Source organism: Dactylosporangium sp. NPDC049525, from assembly GCF_040676755.1.
Lineage (GTDB): Bacteria > Actinomycetota > Actinomycetes > Mycobacteriales > Micromonosporaceae > Dactylosporangium.
The window spans coordinates 44447-64815 of sequence record NZ_JBFAPO010000037.1 but is presented as its reverse complement, the minus strand read 5'-3'; the positions used below and the strand labels follow the sequence as shown (position 1 = coordinate 64815).

10 protein-coding genes and 1 tRNA gene (1 of these 11 cut by a window edge) are annotated in these 20369 nt (G+C 73.0%); 8 read left to right on the top strand and 3 right to left on the bottom strand.

Going from position 1 to position 20369, the window contains the following annotated elements:
* Positions 1-171: 171 nt before the first annotated feature.
* On the top strand, positions 172-465 hold the full coding sequence (locus AB0K00_RS37965; RefSeq protein ID WP_363531056.1) for a LysR family transcriptional regulator: 294 nt from the start codon (positions 172-174) through the stop codon (positions 463-465).
* A 494-nt stretch (positions 466-959) separates the two neighbouring features.
* Entirely contained in the window at positions 960-1982 is a 1023-nt protein-coding gene (locus AB0K00_RS37960; RefSeq protein WP_363531054.1) for a ParB N-terminal domain-containing protein, read from the top strand.
* Positions 1983-2036: 54 nt separating this feature from the next.
* Here AB0K00_RS37960 and AB0K00_RS37955 read toward each other — a convergent pair.
* The 3 genes from AB0K00_RS37955 to AB0K00_RS37945 form a co-directional block, all read right to left on the bottom strand.
* A tRNA-Leu gene (locus AB0K00_RS37955) sits at positions 2037-2110 on the bottom strand.
* 340 nt (positions 2111-2450) lie between these two features.
* Complete coding sequence (locus AB0K00_RS37950; RefSeq protein WP_363531051.1) at positions 2451-4421, bottom strand: ABC transporter ATP-binding protein; 1971 nt, start codon at positions 4419-4421, stop codon at positions 2451-2453.
* Positions 4422-4613: 192 nt separating this feature from the next.
* Positions 4614-6206, bottom strand: coding sequence for an MBL fold metallo-hydrolase (locus tag AB0K00_RS37945; RefSeq protein WP_363531048.1), 1593 nt, complete (start codon positions 6204-6206; stop codon positions 4614-4616).
* A 420-nt stretch (positions 6207-6626) separates the two neighbouring features.
* Between AB0K00_RS37945 and AB0K00_RS37940 the strand changes: the two genes are divergently transcribed.
* The 6 genes from AB0K00_RS37940 to AB0K00_RS37915 form a co-directional block, all read left to right on the top strand.
* On the top strand, positions 6627-6866 hold the full coding sequence (locus AB0K00_RS37940) for an MbtH family protein (RefSeq protein ID WP_363531046.1): 240 nt from the start codon (positions 6627-6629) through the stop codon (positions 6864-6866).
* Between the two features lie 31 nt (positions 6867-6897).
* On the top strand, positions 6898-8673 hold the full coding sequence (locus AB0K00_RS37935; protein WP_363531043.1) for a fatty acyl-AMP ligase: 1776 nt from the start codon (positions 6898-6900) through the stop codon (positions 8671-8673).
* Positions 8673-10445, top strand: a complete 1773-nt coding sequence (locus tag AB0K00_RS37930) for an acyl-CoA dehydrogenase (RefSeq protein WP_363531040.1) — start codon at positions 8673-8675, stop codon at positions 10443-10445. Before AB0K00_RS37935 ends, AB0K00_RS37930 begins: the two co-directional genes overlap by 1 nt.
* Positions 10435-12120, top strand: coding sequence for an acyl-CoA dehydrogenase (locus AB0K00_RS37925; protein ID WP_363531037.1), 1686 nt, complete (start codon positions 10435-10437; stop codon positions 12118-12120). Before AB0K00_RS37930 ends, AB0K00_RS37925 begins: the two co-directional genes overlap by 11 nt.
* Positions 12117-12401 (top strand): acyl carrier protein, encoded by a 285-nt coding sequence (locus AB0K00_RS37920; RefSeq protein WP_363531034.1) that lies wholly within the window; start codon positions 12117-12119, stop codon positions 12399-12401. The genes AB0K00_RS37925 and AB0K00_RS37920 overlap by 4 nt, the downstream gene beginning before the upstream one ends.
* Before the next feature lie 72 nt (positions 12402-12473).
* On the top strand, positions 12474-20369 hold the 5' end (the start) of the coding sequence (locus tag AB0K00_RS37915; protein ID WP_363531031.1) for a non-ribosomal peptide synthase/polyketide synthase. The gene runs 26325 nt beyond the window's last position; only the first 7896 of its 34221 coding nucleotides appear in the window; the start codon lies at positions 12474-12476; its stop codon lies beyond the right edge, outside the window.

The window sequence follows — 20369 nt, the reverse complement described above, 5'->3', positions numbered from 1 at the left end:
TGCCCGGCGCCGCATTACACCGTATTCATCTCCTACGCACCATCTGCCCGAAACGAGCACTTGATGCTTTGAAGTTCCTGAGGGTCATTGACAATGTGTTGGATTGTCGCGATCGTTGCCCGGTCGATGGCCTTCTATACGGGGTGGGTCATCCTCACGGGGAGGCGACGAATGCACGAGCGTGAACTTCGAGCTTTCACCTCAATCGCCCAGATAGGCCGCATGGACCTGGCGGCCAAAGCGCTCGGATACTCACAGCCGGCACTCAGCTATCAGCTCAAACGCCTGGAGACCACGCTCGGAGCCACACTGTTCACCCGTGACTCCACCGGCACGAAGTTGACCGTCACCGGACAGGTGATCCTTCCGACGGCCCAGGCCACACTCGCACTGATCGAGAGCATGAAGCAGGCCGCGGGTGCGGTCGACCGTCATGCCGGGCGACTGGCCGACACCGGCTGGTAGCGCCGCTCGTCCATGTGGGGCGAGCCTTTCAGATAGTCCATGCTGGATTTGCCCGCAGCGCCCGACCAGCAGGCGGACGGCGGTGTCCGGTCGGGCTCGCCCCCGGCCGGACGCCGCAGGCCTGCTGCCTTCCGTGCGCTGTGGCGGATCGGCACCCGGCCGGCGGATGCGACACCGCCGGCGTGCGGGATGCAGCATCCCGGTCCAGGGCCGGGCCGCCGCGTGGTGTTCAACCGCGTCGGCGGAACAGTTGAACAGTTCACCGCGGGCCGCGAAGGCAACGCCGCCGACGCGATGTGGAACCGCCGTAACCGTCCGTGGCGAGCTGCGTGTGTCGGGTTGGCTAGCAGACCGGTCTGCCTGATGCAACTCAATATCAGCTTTGTCGATGTAGCCATGCAACACCATGGATGTGGTGGATACGGTGCTAGATGCATGGCCAGTTTGGCAGGGCGTGCACGGGGGAGAGTGTGTTGGAACAGTCGAATGCGCAAATGTCCAGACCTGAGCGACCGATGCTGCGGGGCACCGAGTCGGGTGGTGGCAAACACCTCGATCTGTTGGTCGGTGGTGCGTCACCGACACAGTTCGTCCCGATCGGGTCGTTGCTTCCGGCGGACTCACCACGGCTCAATGGTGAAGACGTCGAGCATGTACAGATGCTGGCCAATGTAGAAACGAAGTTGCCGCCGATTCTGGTGCACCAGCAAAGCATGCGCGTGATCGACGGCATGCACCGGTTACGCGCCGCGCAGTTACGCAATGACGAGCATATCGAGGTGCAGTTCTTTGACGGCTCCGAGCAGGAGGCGTTCGTCCTCGGCGTGAAAGCCAACATCACACACGGCCGGCCGTTGTCGTTGTCGGATCGCACCAGTGCCGCCGAACGCATCATGATGATGCATCCGGGGTGGTCGGACCGTGCGATTGCGACCGCCGCGGGGCTGGGTGCGCGTTCGGTGGCGAACGTTCGGCTCCGGCTGCGCGACGAGGTCGACGAGCTGGAGGGCGTGCAGGCCCGTACGGGACTTGACGGGCGGGTGCGCCCGCTGGACAGCGCCGACGGCCGGCTGCGGGCGGCGGAGTTCATCAAGAAGCATCCCGAGGCGTCGTTGCGGGTGATCGCCCGGGGTGTCGGGTTGTCCGCGGCGACGGTGCGGGACGTCCGGCAGCGGATCGAGCGTGGCGACAGCCCGGTGCCGTCGAGCCGGGTCCGCCGGCAGGGGCAGGGTGGCGCGGTCCGGGAGGGTGCGCCGGGCGACGCGGTGGATCTGATCGGCATCGACGCGCTGGTGCACGGGCTGAAGGCGGATCCGTCGCTGCGGCTGACTGACTCGGGGCGTCGCCTGTTGCGTTGGGTGTTGACGAAGGTGCTGGTGCCGGAGGAGTGGCAGGAGGTCAGTGACGGGTTGCCACCGCACGCGGCGTATGTGCTGAGCAACGTGGCCCGCCGCTGCGCGACCGAATGGCAGCGGGTCGCCGACGATCTGGAGCAACGCACCCGCAATATGGCCTGAACCCCCGCCGCCGCGGGACCGGGAGAACGCGGCGCACCGAGCACCTGCCGGGCGTGCCCCGGGTGGGATTCGAACCCACACTGTCGGAGGTTTGAGCTCCGTTCCTCTGCCGGTTGGGATACCGGGACGGCCCCGCGCCCCGATGGTACCCACAGGTCGATCGTGGCGGTTATGGGCCGGTGTCTCCCGAACGGGGGATCGGGAGACACCGGCGTGGAGGAAGGTCGGTGCGCAGCCCGCCGCGTCGCCGATCGCAAACCGGCGCTGCCCTGCGGCACCGGACGGCGTCGACCTGCGGCGTGCCGGTGGTCGCGGGCAGCATACCGCCGATGATGCTCATCGGTGTCGATGTGCTCACGCCGCCGCCGCTCGCCGCACATCCACTGTGGACGGTCCAGATCCCCTGCCGCGCAACGACAGTGCCCCCGGAGCCGGAGCTCCGGGGGCACCGCTGTCGTGCGGGACGGGTCAGGCGATCATCGCGTTGCGCTGCTGGGGTGCGAACTGGGTCCGGTACAGGTCCGCGTAAAGGCCGCCCGCGGCGATGAGCTCGTCGTGGGTGCCGCGCTCGCGGATCCGCCCGCCGTCGATGACCAGGATCTGGTCGGCGTTGCGGACCGTGGACAGGCGGTGGGCGATGACCAGCGACGTGCGGCCGGCGAGCGTCGTCTCCAGTGCCTGCTGGATGGCCGCCTCGGACTCGGAGTCCAGGTGCGCCGTCGCCTCGTCGAGCACGACGATTGGCGGGGACTTCAGCAGCAGCCGCGCGAGGGCGACCCGCTGCTTCTCGCCGCCGGACATCCGGTACCCGTGGTCGCCGACGACCGTGTCGAGCCCGTTGGGCAGCGCGGAGATCATGTCCCAGATCTGCGCGGCCCGGCACGCCTCCACGATCTGCTGCTCCGACGCCTTCGGCGCAGCGAAGAGCAGGTTGGCCCGCACGGTGTCGTGGAACATGTGCGCGTCCTGCGCGACGACACCGACCTGCTCGCTCACCGACTCCAGCGTCACGTCCCGCAGGTCGTGCCCGCCGATGCGGACCGTCCCGGACACCGGGTCGTACAGCCGGGGAACCAGCTGGGTGATGGTGCTCTTGCCGGCGCCGGACGGGCCGACGAGCGCGGTCATCTTCCCCGCCGGGGCGCGGAAGCTCACGCCGTGCAGGACGGTCGCGTTGTCCGCGCGCTCCGGCGTCTTCACCGAGAAGGTCTCCAGCGACGGCAGCGAGACCTCCGCCGCCGTCGGGTACCGGAACTCGACGTCGACGAACTCGATGTCCGGCGCGATACCGTCGGCGGCGCCGGGCAGCGGCTGGGCGCCGGGCCGGTCCTCGATGAGCGGCCGCAGGTCCAGGACCTCGAAGATCCGGTCGAAACTCACCAGCGTCATCAGGACGTTCAGCTGGATCGAGTTGAGCTGGATGATCGGGGCGTAGAGGCGGGTCATGAGCGCGAACAGCGCCACCACGGTGCCGATCTGCAGCACGCCGTCGATGACCAGGGAACCGCCGACACCGTAGACGACCGCGCTGGTGATCGCGGTGAGCGTGGCGAGGATGATGCCGAGCAGGCTCTCGTAGGCGTTGCCGAGGATGGCGATGTCGCGCATCCGGGCCGCCTTCTTCGCGAACGACTGCGACTCCCGCCGGGGCCGGCCGTACAGCTTGCTCAGCATCGCCCCGGCGACGTTGAAGCGCTCGTTCATCAGCGAGCCGATCTCGGCGTCCTGCTGCATGCCCTCGCGGGCCAGCCGCTGCAACCGGCCACCCACGACCCGGCCGGGCCACAGGAAGACCGGGATCAGCAGCAGCGCCGCGATCGTGACCTGCCACGACAGGTAGAACATCGAGGCGAGCACGAACACCAGCGTCAGGACGATGGACAGCGACTGCGACAGCAGCGTGGTCACCGCCCGCTCGGTGCCGATCACGTCGGCGTTGAGCCGGCTGACCAGCGCACCGGTCTGGGCGCGGGTGAAGAACACCAGCGGCTGGCGCTGCACGTGGTTGAAGACCTGCACGCGCAGGTCGTAGACGAGGCCGTGACCGACCCGGCCGGCGAACCAGGCCTCCAGGAACGAGATGACGGCGCCGAAGAGGGCCAGCCCCGCGATCGCCGCGGCGACCGCGATGACGGTGCCGGTGCTGCGGCGCAGGATGCCGTCGTCGATGAGGGTCTTGATCAGCAGCGGCCCGGCCGCGACGACCGCCGCCTGCAGCGCCGTCGTGGTCAGCAGGGCGGCCAGCCCCCACTTGCGCTCCATGAGGTAAGGAATGACCCGCTTCCACGTGCCGGGGCGGATCCGCTGCCGGGTGATCTCGTCGTCCATGTGCATCAGGTGCGCGACACTCCCGGCGCCCGCGGGGTGCTCCTCCACGTCCTCCGGAGCGTCGTCGGGATGCGTCTCGGCGCCCGGCGGCGGGCCGACCGTTGTTGCCATTGAGAACCATCCTGCCTTGTGAGAGCCCGGTACGGGCCGCGGAGCTGCGCGCCGGTGAACCGCGACGCGGGTTCGGTGGAACAGGCCCCAACCCCGCGTTCAACTGGCGATGTGGCGTCAGTTGAACGGTGGGCCGGGAAGCGAACAAAGAGGCCGGCACCCGGGAAGGTGCCGGCCTCGGTCAAGCCGCGGTTACGACCAGCGCCACTCGCGCTTGTTGAACAGGTGCTCGGCGGTGATGCCCTGGTTGGCGCACCAGCCGAGGAACTCCTCGATCTGCTTCATCTGGTAGGTGTCCTCGTTGTACGACGTGGCCATGACGTGGCCCTGCCAGCTCTCCTCACCCATGGCGTAGATGTAGGCCTCGTCCGAGCCGAGCTCCGTCATGATCGCGGCGGCCTGCTCGGCGTTGGAGCCCGACAGCTTGCGGGACTTGCTCATCTTCTTCGACACCGTGACCGTCAGGATCGCCTGGTAGAGCCAGGTCAGCGGGGCGCCGTCGCACTCCATGCCGAGGAACGCCATGTCGGCCTTGCCCAGGTGGTTGCGGATGTGGCGGTAGAGCACCGGGTCGATGCCGGAGGAGTCCGCGCCGACGAAGATCTTCTTGCCGGCCAGTTCCACCCAGTACGTCGACTTGGAGCGGATGTCGAGGTCGGAGTGCTCACCGAGGAACGGCGTCGCGGTCACCTTCCCGCCGGGGAACGGCACCTCGTCGAACTCGTCGACCTCGATGACCGGCAGGTTCATGCTGCGCAGGTACGCGCCCAGCGACGGGTCGACGATGCTGCCCTTCGAGGAGCGGGGCACGACGACCGCGCCGAGCCGCCCACGCAGCTGCAGCAGGGTCTCCAGCACGACGTGGTCCTGGTGGCCGTGGGTGATGAGGACCAGGTCGATGAAGTCGGGCAGGTCGTCCAGGGTGTACCGGTCGCCCTTGGTGTTGTCGGCGCTGATGAACGCGTCGGTGACGACCGCGGCCTGCGGGGTCTGCATGACCAGGCAGGCGTGGCCGAAGTAGCGGACCCGGCCACCGGCCTCGATGTGCCGGTCCGGGCTGAGGCTCGGCCTGGTGTCCAGCAGCCGGTCCAGCCACAGCGCCTGCGTGTCGTCGAGCTCGAGGGCCTCGCGCAGCCGGCCGGCGGTGGTCGCGTGCACCCGCGCCTTCACCAGCTCCTCCAGGCCCGGGTGGCGGAACGGCAGGTCCAGGTCCAGCACCTTCGGCCCGGGCAGGCGTGGCGTGGCGAGGATGAACGGCCGCTCGACACCGTCCTCCAGCGACAGCTGCACCGACTGGCGCTTCTCGTCGAACAGCGCACTCTTGTAGACCACCGGCTCGAGGAAGTGCAGCGACGCCTGGTTTCCCGCGTCGTAGGCCAGCTCGACCAGGCCGTTGAGGATGGTCGGCAGCTTCGGGTACAGCGGGGTGAGGTCGAACCCGTTGGCTGACTCCCGCACCAGGTCCGCGCCGTCGGTGATGGCCTTGGCGAACGCGAGCATGTCGGCCCGGTCGCGCTTGATCGCCGCGAGCAGATCGGCGACCTCGTCCTTGCGGGCCTCCTCGATGCCGACGAAGTATCCGCCGCGCAGCTCCGGGTTGTTCACCGCGGCGATGTGCACCTGCGGGTTCTCCAGGTACGACTCGAGCAGTGGCACCTGCAGGGAGGCAAGGTTCATGGAGCCCTGCACCGGCGCGACGGTGTGCAGCCAAGCGTAGAAACGGTCGACCAGCGGCTCCAGGATCGCGTTGGATCGCAGGAAACGCGGCTCGCCAGCGTCACTCATCAGTGTCCTCCACATGGTCGTCAGTGCTGCGGATTCCTTGTGGGGGACGGCTGTCACTACGGCATGTCGGCCACGTCTCCACCACCACGCGCACCTGGCACGGCGAGACCTTACTGACGGGACCGTGCGATGACCAGGACGTGCGGAAATCCTTTGCGGGCAACGCTGAACGGCACGACCCGGGGTGTTCAACTGCGGCTGCGCCGCCGGTTGAACACCGTGTCAGCGGGGCCGTCCGGACACCGTTGATCGGATCGCCGGTGCGGGTCATAGTAGGTCCGCCTCCGGTGCCACCGGGGGCGCGCGGCTCGCCGACCTGCGGTGAGCGCCGACTCTCCTGAGGCCGCACGGAACCCTTCGGCCGAGCGCCCGCGTTCCGGCGTGTCCCGACCCCAGTCACCTTTGAGAAAGGGCGGCGTGATGAACCCGTTCGACGACCCCGAAGGCACCTTCCTCGTCCTGGTCAACGACGAGGGACAGCACTCACTGTGGCCGGTCTTCGCCAACGTCCCCGCGGGCTGGAAGACGGTCTTCGGCGAGGCCGGCCGCGAGGAGTGCCTCGAGTACATCGAGAAGAGCTGGACCGACATGCGTCCGAAGAGCCTCATCGAGGCCATGGAGCGGATGGAGAACGAGAAGCTCGAGACGCAGCAGAGCTGAGGCCCGGTACCTACCAGCGGGGAGTATGTTCATGAGTGTCGATCTTCGCCGCACCGTGGGCGCCGCGTTCATGGACCGGGCCGCAGCACACCCCGACGAGATCGCGCTCACCATCTACCGCGGCTCCGCCGAGACGGAGCACCCCGGCCTGAGCTACGGCGAGCTCGCCCGCAGAGCCGGCCTGCGCGCCGAGCACCTGGCGTCCAGGCTGGCGCCGGGGGAACGGGTCATCATCTCGCTGCCGACCGGCACCGAGTTCGTCGAGCTCTACCTGGCGTGCATGCTCGCCGGGCTCGTCGCCGTCCCGGCACCCCCGCTCGGCGGCTCGTCCGTCGCCGCCGAGCGGGTCGCCGTGATCGTCGGCGACTGCACCCCGGGGCTGGTCTTCGCCACGGCCCGGGACCGGGAGGCGATCGGGGAGCGGCTCGGCGCCCACGGCCTCGCGCACGTCCCCGTCGAGGAGCCCGGCGACGCGGGGACCGGCGACCTGCCGGACGCGTCCGGGCTCCGGCTGGGCCTGCGGTCCGATGCGCTCGCGGTCCTGCAGTACAGCTCGGGGTCGACGGGATCGCCCAAGGGCGTGCTGCTCGACCACGGCAACGTCCTGGCCAACGTCCTCTCCCTGCACGTCAACGGCGGGATCGGGCGGCCCGGCGACTCGTTCGGCACGTGGATGCCGCTGCACCACGACTTCGGGCTGTTCGCGCAGCTGACCGTGGCGCTGCTGTACGGCTCCCACACCGTGCTCATGTCGCCCAGCGAGTTCGTCAAGCGGCCGGTCGAGTGGTTCCGGCTGATGACCCGCTTCCGCACCAGCGTGACGGCCGCGCCGAACTTCGCGTTCGACCTGTGCCTGCGGCTCGTCCAGGACCACCACCTCGACGGCCTCGACCTGTCGAACCTGCAGCGGCTCATCAACGGCTCGGAGCCGATCCACGTGCCGACGGCCGCCGCGTTCGCCAAGCGGTTCGCCGTGACCGGGCTGCGGCCAGAGGTCTTCACGCCCGGCTACGGCATGGCCGAGTCCGTGGTGTACGTGTCGTCCAACCCGCGCGGCGAGGCCGCGACCGTGGTCGTCGTCGACCCGCGCGACGTCGAGTCCGCGGAGCGGCCGCGGCTCACTCGCACCACCGGCGGGGAGGGCAAGGAGATCGTGGGTGTCGGCACGCCCGGCGCGCACGAGGTCCGCATCGTCGACCCCGCGACCCGCCGGGCCCTTCCGGACGGCGAGATCGGTGAGCTGTGGCTGCGCGGCGACAGCATCGGCCGCGGCTACTGGAACCAGCCGGCGCTCAGCGAGGAGATCTTCCGCGCCCGCCTCGACGGTGAGCCCGCCGAAGCGCCCGGCTGGCTGCGCACCGGCGACCTGGCCGCCCTCTGCGGCGGCGAGCTGTTCATCACCGGCCGGCTCAAGGAAATGGTGAAGGTCCGCGGCCGCAACCTGTTCCCGCACGACCTGGAGCAGCAGGCGCGGCAGGCGCACCCGGCCCTCGCCGCGTTCGTCGGGGCCGCCTTCGGCGTCGCGGCGCCGGACGAGCGGGTCGTGCTCATCCACGAGGTCGATCCGCGCACGCCGGAGCAGGACCTGCCGGCCGTGGCGGCGGACGTCGTGAGGCACCTCACGACCGTCTTCGGCGTCCCGGTCCGCAACGTGCTGCTGGTCCGCCGCGGCACCGTCCGCCGCACCACCAGCGGGAAGATCCAGCGGCAGGCGATCCGCGAGCAGTTCCTCGCTGGGCGGGTCCCGCTGCTGCACAGCCGGCTCGACCCTGACGTGCGGCGCCTTCTGCCGGTCGATGCGCAGTGATGACCGCACCACCGGCGGGGGGCCGGTCGGCGGGCACCGTCCTGGAGGACGCGCTCGGTGACCCGGACGAGGCGGGCCGCACCGCCGCCGCGGCCGACGCCGGCGAGCTGTTCCCGGCCGAGGCCTGCGGCCGGCTCGACGAGGCCGGTCTCGCCGCCCACTACGTGCCCGCCGGGCACGGCGGACGGCTGGAGAACCATGAGGAGCTCCTGCGGCTGGTCCGCGTCGTCGCGCGCCGCGACCTGACCGCCGCGGTGGCGCACGCCAAGACCTACCTCGGCGCCGCACCCGTGTGGGTCGCCGCCGACCCGGAGCAGGCCCGCGCGGTCGCCGCCGCCGTCCTGGCCGCGGCCCCGGTCGGCTGGGCGCTGTCCGAGCCGGACCACGGGGCGGACCTGCTCAACGGCTCCTGCGTCGCGGTGCCGCACCCCGGCGGCTACCGCCTGGACGGCGTGAAATGGCCGGTCAACAACGCCACCCGGGCGGACCTGCTGACCGTCCTGGCCCGCACCGGCGAGCGCGGCGCCCGCGGCCACAGCCTGTTCGTGTTCGACAAGTCCACCGCCCGGCCCGGATCGTGGCGGGCGCTGCCGAAGGTGCTGACGCACGGCATCCGCGGCGCCGACATCTCCGGCATCGAGTTCACCGGCGCCGACGTCCCGGCGTCCGCGCGGGTCGGCGCGGAAGGCACGGGCGTCGAGACCGTCCTGCGGGCGCTCCAGCTCACCCGGACCATGTGCGCGTCGCTGTCGCTCGGCGCCGGCGAGCACGCGCTGCGGGTCACCGCCCGGTTCGTCGCGGGCCGGGTGATCCAGCGCCACCCGCTCATCGAGCGGCCCTACCACGCGTCGGTCCTCGGCCGTGCCGCGGCGCACCTCGCCGCCGTGGAGGCGGCCACGATCGCCGCCTGCCGCGGCATCCACGGCCTCACCCCGGAGATGAGTGTGGTCTCCGCGGTGGCGAAGGCCCTCGCCCCGACCCTGGTCGACGCGCTGCTGGCGGAGCTGGCCGAGCTGCTCGGCGCGCGGTCGTTCCTGACCGGCGTCCACGAGCACGGCGCGTTCCAGAAGCTGCGCCGCGACCACCAGGTCGTCGCGGTCTTCGACGGCAGCACGCCGGTGAACCGGGCCGCCCTGATCCAGCAGTTCCCGCGGCTGGTCCGCGGCTGGTCCGAGCGCGCCACGGACACCGACGGCCTGCGCGAGACGGTGCGGCCGGGCGGGCCCGTGCGTCCCCTGGACCCCGCGGCGCTCACGCTGCTGTCCCGCCGCGGGTGCTCCGTAGTGCAGTCGCTGCCGGACCTCGCCGCGTCGATCAGCGCGTCCGTCACCGCGTCGGCCGGTGTACCGGCGGGCCTGGCTGAGCACGCGCGGGCCCTGTGCGACGAGCTCGGCGAGGTGCACACCCGGATGGCCCGGGTCCGTCCCGCGGCGCGACCGGCGATGGTGTCGTACGAACTCGCCGCCGCCTACGAGCTCGGCTTCGCCGGGGCGGCCTGCCTGCACCTGTGGGCCGCCGGCGAGGAACAGCACCGGGGCGAGCCGCTGTGGGAGGACGGTCTGTGGGTCCGGGCGGCGCTGCGCGCCCTGCGGTCCCGGACGGCCACGATCCTGCGCCTGCCGCGGCCCGAGCCGGTGCAGGGCGACGAGTACGCCGACGAACAGCTCGCCCGGGTCGTCGCCGACGCCGCGCGGACCGGCGCACCGGTGACGCCGTTCGGCGATCCCATGCCGGTGCCGGCCGGGCAGGGCGGAGACCCCGGTGGGCGTTGAGGACCTCGACGCGCTGCTCGGCGATGCGTGGGACCCGGCGAACCCGGCCGGGCATGCCGCGGCGCTCGCCGCCGACGAGCGCGCCGAGACGTTCGCCGAGGGGGAGCGGCTGCTGGACCGCTACGGCCTGAACGCCGAGTTCGTCCCGGCGGCGTACGGGGGCCGCCTCACCCGCGCCGACCGCCTCGCCGACGTCCAGCGCACCCTCTGGCGGCTCGACCCGTGCCTGGCCGCCGGGTACGGCTTCAGCTCCTTCATCGGCTGGGTCAACGTGTGGGTGGCCGGCACCGGCGAGCAGCGCCGTACCGCCGCCGACCTGCTGCTGGCCAACGGCCGGATCGCCGCCGCGTTCCACGAGCTCGACCACGGCAACGACCTCGCCGGCGCCGGGTTCGCCGCCCGCCGCGGAACCGGGCGGTGGCTGCTGACCGGGCGCAAGGAGGTCGTCGGGAACCTGCGCCGCGCCGAGGCGTTCGTGCTGTTCGCGCGGACCGCCGACGCCGCCGGCAGCCGCAGCCACAGCCAGTTCCTGGTCTCCCGGGCCGCGCTGCCCGCCTCCGCCGTGTGCGATCTGCCGCGCTCCGGCAGCTCCGGGCTGCGCGGGCTGCAACTGGGCGGCATGGAGTTCCGCGACTGCCCGGTGCCGGACGACACCCTCCTCGGCGGTGAGGGCGCGGGCCTGGAGTCGGCCATGCGGGCGTTCCAGATCACCCGGGCGATCATCCCGTCGTTCATGGTGGGGCCGCTGGACACCGCGCTGCGGGCCGCGATCGGCTTCGCGGCCGGGCGCAGGCTCTACGGCGCCACCGCCGCCGATCTGCCGTACGTCCGTGCGGTCATCGCCCGCGCCTACGCCGACCTGCTGGCCGTCGACGCGGTCTCGGCGGTCGTGCTGCGGGCGCTGCACCTGTCCCCGGCGGTCTCCCTGTACGCGCCGGCCGCCAAGTACCTGACGTCACGGATGACGCTCGACGCGTTCGAGGACCTGCGGTCGGTCCTGGGCGCGCAGGGGTACCTGCGGCAGGGCCCGTACGCGATCTTCCAGAAGATGGCCCGGGACGCCGCGTCCGCCACCTTCATCCACATCTCGCGGTCCGCCTGCCTGGCGGCGATGCTCCCGTCCCTGCCGAGGCTCGCGCGCCGGTCCTGGTTGCGGGACCCGCCCGGCGCGCCGGAGCTGTTCGAGCCCGGGGGCGCGCTGCCGCCGCTGGACCCGGACCGGCTCAGCGTGGGCGCCCCGACCGGCGATCCTGTCATGGGCACGCTCGCCGCGATCGGCGACCGGGCCGGCGGCGGTCCGGTGGGCCGGTTCGCCGCACGGTTCCTCGCCGAGCTGGGCGCGCTGCGCGACGCCTGCGTTGCCCTGCCGCCGCGGGACATCACCATCGGCGCGTCACCGGCCGCGTACGCGCTCGCCGACCGGTACTCGGTCCTCCTCGCGGCGGCGTCGGCGCTGGCCGTGTGGGACCGGGGCGGCACCCGGCTCGGCGAGACCGAGCTGGTCGGGGTCCTGGACCGGCTCGCCGGGCGGCTCGGCGGCGCCTCCGTGCTCACCGACGCCGAGCGCGAGGACGTCGAGGAACGGCTCTTCACCGCCGCGGCGGAGCGTCACCGAGACCGCGGACTCTTCGATCTGACCGCCCGGCACCGACCGGGACAGGGAGGGCACCCATGACCGAGCAGCACGTCGTCGCCGTCGAACTGACCCCGGACAGCATCCGCGCCTGGCTCGTCGGCCGCGTCGCGCACTACCTGGACGAGACGCCCGACGCCGTCGACCCGCATGCGCCGCTGGCCGACTACGGGCTGGACTCGGTCTACGCGTTCGCGCTGGCCGGCGAGATCGAGGACACCCTGCGCGTGGCCGTCGAACCCACACTGATCTGGGACGTGTCCAGCCTCGCCGACCTCACCGACCGGATCGTCGCGCTGACCGGCGGATCCGCCACGAAATGACCGGCGGCCGGTCCCCTGGGTCCAGCACCTGGTCCGTCGTCGTTCCTCTCCAAACGATCGAGGTTGGCAGTCATGGGTGGGTCTGAGCACGAACTGCGGCAGCTGATGTCCGGCCAGCTCGGTGTCTGGTACGCCCAGCAGCTCGCCCCGGCCAGCCCGACCTTCAACATCGGCGACTACCTGGAGCTGCGCGGGGACCTCGACGTCGACACGTTCGTGGCCGCGCTGCACCGCACGCTCGCCGAGGCCGACGGGTACCGGCTGCGGCTCACCACCGAGGCCGGCGTGCCGCAGCAGTACGTCGACGACACCACGCCGTTCCCGGTCACCGTGCTCGACCTGCGCGGCGAACCCGACCCGCGGGCCGCCGCCGAGGCCTGGATGCGCGCGGACGTCGACACCCCGGTCGAGCTGACCGCCGGGTGGCTGACCGCGCAGGCGGTGCTGCGGCTGGGGGAGCGGCACACCATCTGGTATCAGCGGGCGCACCACATCGCGGTCGACGGCGAGGGCCTGTCGGTGTTCGCCCGGCGGCTCGCCCAGGTCTACGCCGGGCTCACCGGCGGCGCCGCCGAGGGCGACCCGCTCGCGTCGGTGACCGTCCTGACCGGCTCCGACGACGCCTACCGGGAGTCGGCGGACCGCGACCGGGACCGCGACTTCTGGCGTGGCGTGCTCAGCGGCGCGCCCGAGCCGGGTGGCTGGCGGGGCCACCACACGGGGCGGCTGGCGAACCGGCCGGCCCAGTACCGCGAGCAGGACGGTCCCGACGGTCTCGCCGCGCTGCGGGCCGCGGCCCGCCGCCTGCGGACCAGCTTCGCCGGTGCGGTCATCGCCGCCGCGGCGATCTACCGGCACCGGGTCACCGGCACGGAGGACCTCGTCCTGGGCGTCGCCGTCAACGGCCGCACCCGGATGCGCGAGTTCGGGATCCCGGGCATGACCGCGAACACCGTGCCCGTGCGGCTCAGCCTGACCCCTGGGACGACGGTCGCGGACCTGGTGCGGCAGGTCTCGGCGGCGACCCGGCAGGGCCTGGTGCACCAGCGGTACCCGTACACGGACATGATGGCCGACCTCGGCATGGTCGGCGGCCCGTTGTACGACACCGTCGTCAACGTCATCCCGGCCGACCAGCCGGTGCGCTTCGGCGACTGCACCGTGCAGTGGACCGGCCTGTACACCGGCCCCGTCGACGACCTGCGGATCGACCTCTACCACGGCCGGGCGGTCGGCGGCGTCTTCACCGCGGTCGAGCTCAACCGGGACCTGCACGCCGACGACGAGTCCGCGGACGTGTCGCGGCGCTTCCACCGGGTGCTGCGGTGGATCGCCGGCGCGGACCCCGCCGACCTGGTCGGCGACGTCGACCTGCTCGACGAGGACGAACGGGACCTGCTGCTGCGCCGGTGGAACGACACCGCCGTGGCGCTGCCCGGCGGCCTGGTCCCGGCGCAGTTCGAGGTGCGGGTCGCGCGGACACCGGACGCGGTCGCGGTGGTGTGCGACGGGACCGAGGTGTCCTATGTGGACCTCGACGCCCGCGCGAACCGGCTGGCGCGGCACCTGTCGGAGCTCGGCGTCGGCACCGAGTCGGTGGTGGGGCTGTGCCTGCCGCGCGGGATCGACATGGTGGTCGCGCTCCTGGCCGTGTGGAAGGCCGGCGGCGCGTACCTGCCGATCGACCCCGACTACCCGGCAGCGCGGGTCGCGTTCATGCTCACCGACTCGCGGGCCGCGGTGCTGCTCGGCCTGGAGGACGTCCTCGACGAGCTCCCGGCGGGCCGGGTCCGGACCGTCGCGCTCGACGACCCCCGGGTGGCCGCGTCCGTGGCCGCCCGGCCCGCGGACCCGGTCGAGGCGCGCACGGCCCCCGGCCAGCTCGCCTACGTCATCTACACGTCGGGCTCGACCGGCACGCCGAAAGGTGTCGCGGTCACCCACGGCGGCCTGGCCAACTACGTGTCCTGGTCGATCGGCGCCTACGAGCCGGCCGGCCGCGGCGCCGTGCTGCACTCGTCGCTGGCCTTCGACCTCACCGTCACCAGCGTGCTGGTGCCCCTCGCGGCCGGTTCCCCGGTCGTGGCGAGCCCCGACGGGGGCGCCGAGGGCCTGGCCGGGCTGATGAACACCACCCGCGGGTACGACGTGCTCAAGGTCGTGCCGGGGCACCTGCCGCTGCTGGCGCGCCTGATCGACGACGCCGCCGCACCGCACGCCGCCCGGGTCCTCGTGGTCGGTGGCGAGGCCCTCACCGCCGGCCCGGTCCGGCAGTGGCTCGACCGGACACCCGCGTCGGTCGTGGTCAACGAGTACGGGCCGACCGAGACCGTCGTCGGGTGCTGCGTGCACCGCGTGACGGCGGACCGGCCACCGGCCGGCGAGCTGGTGCCGATCGGGCGGCCGATCGCCAACACCCGCCTGTACGTCCTGGACCGGCGGCTGCGGCCGGTGCCGGTCGGCGTGCCCGGCGAGCTGTACATCGCCGGGGCGCAACTGGCCCGCGGGTACGTCGGGCGCCCCGGCCTCACCGCCGCCCGGTTCGTCGCCGACCCCCTCGGCAGCGGCGAACGGCTCTACCGCACCGGCGACGTGGTGCGGTGGAACACCGACGGGGACCTCGTCTACCTCGGCCGCGCCGACGAACAGGTCAAGATCCGCGGCTACCGCATCGAACCCGGCGAGGTCGAGGCCGTCCTCGCCGCCCACCCGCTCGTCGCGCAGGCCGCCGTCGTCGCGCGCGAGGACGTGCCCGGCGACCGGCGGCTGGTCGCCTACGTCGTCGCGGAGGACGGCGGCCACGCCGAGGACGGCACGCTGCCGGCCGCGCTGCGGCAGTTCGCCGCGGCCCGGCTGCCCGAGCACATGGTGCCCGCCGCGGTCGTGGTCCTCGGCGTCCTGCCGCTGACCCACAACGGGAAACTGGACCGCGCGGCCCTCCCGGCCCCCGACGCCGCGCCCGCCGGAACCGGCCGCGGCCCGGCGAACGCCCGCGAGGAGCTGCTCTGCCAAGGGTTCGCGGAGGTCCTCGAGCTCGGCACGGTCGGCGCCGACGACGACTTCTTCGCCCTCGGCGGGCAGTCCCTGCTGGCCGTGCGGCTCGTCGAGTGGCTGCGGGTGCGGGGCGTGCCGGTGTCGGTGCGGGCGCTCTTCGACACCCCAACCCCGGCCGGGCTCGCCGCCGCGGTGGTCGCCGCGCCGTCCATGACCCCCGTGCCGGCCAACCGGATCCCGGCCGGTGCCGCCGCTCTCACCCCGGACATGCTGCCCCTGGTCGAGCTGACCCAGGCCGAGCTCGACGCGGTCGTCGCCACCGTGCCGGGCGGCGCCGCGAACGTCGGCGACGTCTACCCGCTCGCCCCGCTGCAGGAAGGCCTGCTGTTCCACCACCTTCTCGCGGCCGGCGGCGAGGACGTCTACGTCACCCCGTTCGTGCTGGAGTTCGAGGACCGGGCCCGGCTCGACGCGTTCGCCGCGGCGCTGCAACAGGTGGCCGACCGCCACGACGTGTTCCGCACCGCCGTCGTGTGGGAGGGGCTGCGCGAGCCGGTCCAGGTGGTCGCCCGCTCGGTGACGTTCCCGGTCACCGAGGTCACCCTCGACGCCGGGGCGGACCTGGTGACGGCGGTCGGCCTCACCATGGACCTGCGCCGCGCGCCGCTGCTGGACCTGCACGTCGCGGCGGCCGCCGGCGGCCGGTGGCTGGGCGTGGTGCGCATCCACCACATCATCCAGGACCACACCACGATGGAGGTGCTGCTGGAGGAGGCCCAGGCGGTCCTGGACGGCCGGGGCGGCGACCTGCCCGAGCCGCTGCCGTTCCGGGAGTTCGTCGCCCGGGCCCGCGCGGGCCGCGCCACCGGCCGGCACGAGACCTACTTCCGGCAGCTGCTCGCCGGCGTCGAGGAGCCGACCGCCGCGTACGGCGTGACCGACGCGCACGGCGACGGCACCGGGGTCGTCCAGGCCGCCCTGGCGTTCGACGCGGACCTGTCCGCCCGGCTCCGGGAGACGGCCCGCCGGGCCGGCGCCAGCCCCGCGACGGTCGTGCACGTCGCCTGGTCCCGCGTCCTCGCGGTGCTCAGCGGCCGTGACGACGTCGTGTTCGGCACCGTCCTGTTCGGACGGATGAACGCCGGCGCCGGCGCCGACCGGGTCGCCGGGCTGTTCATGAACACCCTGCCGGTCCGCGTCCGCACCGCCGGGACCGGCGTCCTGCCCGCCGTCACCGCGATGCGCGGGCAGCTGGCGGCGCTCCTCGAACACGAGCACGCGCCCCTCGCCGTGGCGCAACAGGCCAGCGCCGTCCCGGCGGAGCTGCCGCTGTTCACCACGATGCTCAACTACCGGCACAACGTGGAGGACAACGCGCACCGGGACCGCCACCTGCCCGGCATCCGCCAGGTGTCCTTCCGGGAACGGACCAACTACCCCCTCGCGGTCGTCGTCGACGACAACGGCGACGGCTTCGGCCTCGTCGTCGACGCCGTGGCACCGATCGACCCGCGGGCCGTCGCCGCGATGCTACGCGCGGCGGTCGCCGGTGTCGTGTCCGCCCTGGAACACGACACCGCGGCGCCGCTGGACGCGCTGGACGTCCTCGACCCGGCCGAGCGCGTCCGCGTCCTGACGACCTGGAACGCCACCGCCGGCGACGTGCCGCCGGTGACCCTGCCGGAGCTGCTGCACGCGCAGGCGGCCCGCACGCCGCACGCCGCCGCCGTCGAGTTCGACGGTGTGTCGCTCAGCTATGCGCAGCTGCACGCCCGCTCGAACCGGGTCGCGAACCGCCTGCGCGGCCTGGGCGTCGGGGCGGAGTCGGTCGTCGGGGTGCGGATGCACCGCGGGATCGACCTGGTGGTGGCGATCCACGGGGTGGTGAAGGCCGGCGCCGCGTACCTGCCGATCGACCCGGACCTGCCGGCGGACCGGGTCGAGTTCATGCTGCGCGACGCGGGCGCCGCGCATGTGCTGTCCGATGTGGACGGTGACGACGACGCCGACCTCGCGGTCACGGTGCTGCCGGACCACCCGGCGTACGTCATCTACACCTCGGGCTCGACCGGCCGCCCGAAGGGCGTCGTGGTCTCCCACGCCGGGATCGTGAACCGCCTGGCGTGGATGCAGTCCCGGTTCGGTCTCGCGGAGGGCGACCGGGTCCTGCACAAGACGCCGTTCGGGTTCGACGTGTCCGTCTGGGAGCTGTTCTGGCCGGTGGTCCAGGGCGCCACGATGGTGGTCGCGAGGCCGGGCGGGCACCGCGACCCGTCCTACGTCGCCGCGCTCATCCGGGATGCCCGGGTGGACACGGTCCACTTCGTGCCGTCCATGCTGGAGGCGTTCCTGCCGCAGGCGGCGTCCTGCGACAGCCTGCGCCGGGTGATCTGCTCCGGTGAGGCACTCGGAACCGGGGTCCGGGACCGGTTCTTCGCCACCCTGCCGGGTGCCGGGCTGTTCAACCTGTACGGCCCGACCGAGGCGTCCGTCGACGTGACCGAGTGCGCGGTCCCGGCGGCCGGCGTCGTGCCGATCGGCCGTCCGGTGCTCAACACGCGGGTCTACGTCCTGGACGACCGGCTCGAACCGGTGCCGGTCGGGGTGCCGGGCCAGCTGTACCTGGCCGGCGTGCAGCTGGCGCGCGGCTACGCCGGCCGGGCGGGGCTGACGGCCGAACGGTTCGTGGCCGACCCGTTCGGCGCCGGTGCGCGGCTGTACCGCACCGGCGACACGGTCCGCTGGGCGCCCGACGGGCAACTGGTCTACCTGGGTCGCGCGGACGACCAGGTGAAGGTGCGCGGGTTCCGGATCGAGCCCGGTGAGATCGAGGCGGTCCTGCTGGAACATCCGCAGGTCGCCCAGGCCGCGGTGCTGCTGCGGGACGGGCGCCTGGTCGCCTACGTGGTCGGTCCGGCCGACGCTCCCGCGCTGCGGGACCTCGCGGCCGCGCGGCTGCCGGAGTACATGGTCCCGGCCGCGTTCGTCACGCTGGAGGCGTTGCCGCTGACGGTGAACGGCAAGCTCGACCGGCGGGCGCTGCCGGCGCCGCGGTTCGAGGCCGGCGCCGGTCGCGGCCCGCGCGACGTGCGCGAAGAGGTCCTCTGCGCCGGGTTCGCCGAGATCCTCGACCTGGACTCTGTTGCTGTCGAGGACAACTTCTTCGCCCTCGGCGGGCACTCGCTGCTCGCGGTCCGCCTCGTCGAATGGCTGCGGGTCCGGGGTGTTTCCGTGTCGGTGCGGGCGCTGCTCGACACGCCGACCCCCGCCGGTCTCGCCGCCGCGGCGGGCCCGGCCGCCGTGCCGGTCCCGGCGAACCTGATCCCGGCGGGCGCGCAGACGATCACGCCGGAGATGCTGCCCCTGGCCGACCTCACCGAGGACGAGCTCGACCGGGTCCTCGCCACGGTGCCGGGTGGCGCGGCGAACGTCGCCGACATCTACCCGCTCGCACCGCTGCAGCAGGGCCTGCTGTTCCACCACACGCTCGCCGACGGCGGCGACGACGTCTACGTCCTGCCCGGCGTGTTCGAGTTCGACGGCCGGGACCGGCTCGACGCGTTCACGGGCGCGCTGCAGCGGGTGATCGACCGGCACGACATCTTCCGTACCTCCGTGGTGTGGGCGGGCCTGCGCGAGCCGGTCCAGGTGGTGTGGCGCACCGCGACCCTGCCTGTCACCGAGGTCGCCGCCGCCGGACCGGACGCGCTCGCCGCCGCCGTCGGCCTGTCGATGGACCTCGGCCGCGCCCCGCTGCTGGACGTCCACACCTGCCCGGCCGGCGACGGCCGGTGGCTCGCCCTGGTCCGCGTCCACCACCTGATCCAGGACCACACCGCCCTCGACGTCGTCCTCGGCGAGATCGACGCCGTCCTCGCCGGGCGTGCCGCCGAACTGCCGCCGCCGCTGCCGTTCCGGGACTTCGTCGTCCAGGCCCGCAGCGGCCTGGGCACCGGCACGCACGAGGCGTTCTTCGCCGACCTCCTCGGCAGCGTCGACGAGCCGACGGTCGCGTTCGGCGTCAGCGACGTGCACGGCGACGGGTCGGCCGTGCTCCGGTCCGGCCTGGCCCTCGACGCGGACCTCGCCGTCCGGCTCCGCGGGACGGCCCGCCGGTCGGGCGCCAGCCCGGCCACGATCATGCACGTGGCGTGGTCGCGGGTCCTGGCCGCCGTCTCCGGCCGCAGCGACGTCGTCTTCGGCACCCTGCTGTTCGGCCGCATGAACGCCGGCGCCGGCTCGGACCGGGTCCCGGGAACGTTCATCAACACGCTGCCGGTGCGGGCCCGCACCGCGGACACCGACGTCATGACCGCGGTCGCCGAGATGCGCGGGCAGCTGGCCCGGCTCCTCGAACACGAGCACGCGCCCCTCGCGCTGGCGCAGCGGGCCAGCGCCGTACCGGCGGACCTGCCGCTGTTCACGACCCTGTTCAACTACCGGCACGACACGGCCACCGCGCCCGGCGGCGACGGTGGGTTCGACGGCATCCGGCAGCTGTCCTTCCGGGAACGGACGAACTACCCGGTCGCGGTCGCGGTCGACGACGACGGCACCGGCTTCGTCCTCGACGTCCACGCGGTCGCGCCGATCGACCCGGACGCCCTCGCCGCGATGCTGCACACCGCCACCGCCGAACTGGTCACGGCGCTGGAGCACTCCCTCGGCGGCGGCGCGTCAAGGTCGCTGTCGTCGCTGCCGGTGCTCGGCGCGGCCGAGCTCGAGCGGGTCCTGGTCGCTTGGAACGACACCGCCGTCGCGTCGCCGGACGCCACCCTGCCGGACCTGTTCGCGGCGCAGGTCGCCCGGACCCCGGACGCGACCGCCGTCGTGTTCGAGGGCACCCCGATGAGCTTCGCGGACCTCGACGTGCGGTCCGACCGGGTGGCGGCGCATCTGCGGGGCCTGGGCGCAGGGCCGGAGTCGGTGGTCGGGGTGCGGCTGCCGCGGGGCGCCGACCTGGTGGTCGCGGTC

Excerpts from the sequence above, each read along its gene's own strand:
- AB0K00_RS37935 (WP_363531043.1), top strand. The coding sequence starts at position 6,898 with ATGAGTGTCGATCTTCGCCGCACCGTGGGCGCCGCGTTCATGGACCGG.
- AB0K00_RS37950 (WP_363531051.1), bottom strand. The coding sequence starts at position 4,421 with ATGGCAACAACGGTCGGCCCGCCGCCGGGCGCCGAGACGCATCCCGAC.
- AB0K00_RS37920 (WP_363531034.1), top strand. The coding sequence starts at position 12,117 with ATGACCGAGCAGCACGTCGTCGCCGTCGAACTGACCCCGGACAGCATC.
- AB0K00_RS37960 (WP_363531054.1), top strand. The coding sequence starts at position 960 with ATGTCCAGACCTGAGCGACCGATGCTGCGGGGCACCGAGTCGGGTGGT.
- AB0K00_RS37930 (WP_363531040.1), top strand. The coding sequence starts at position 8,673 with ATGACCGCACCACCGGCGGGGGGCCGGTCGGCGGGCACCGTCCTGGAG.
- AB0K00_RS37965 (WP_363531056.1), top strand. The coding sequence starts at position 172 with ATGCACGAGCGTGAACTTCGAGCTTTCACCTCAATCGCCCAGATAGGC.
- AB0K00_RS37940 (WP_363531046.1), top strand. The coding sequence starts at position 6,627 with ATGAACCCGTTCGACGACCCCGAAGGCACCTTCCTCGTCCTGGTCAAC.
- AB0K00_RS37945 (WP_363531048.1), bottom strand. The coding sequence starts at position 6,206 with ATGAGTGACGCTGGCGAGCCGCGTTTCCTGCGATCCAACGCGATCCTG.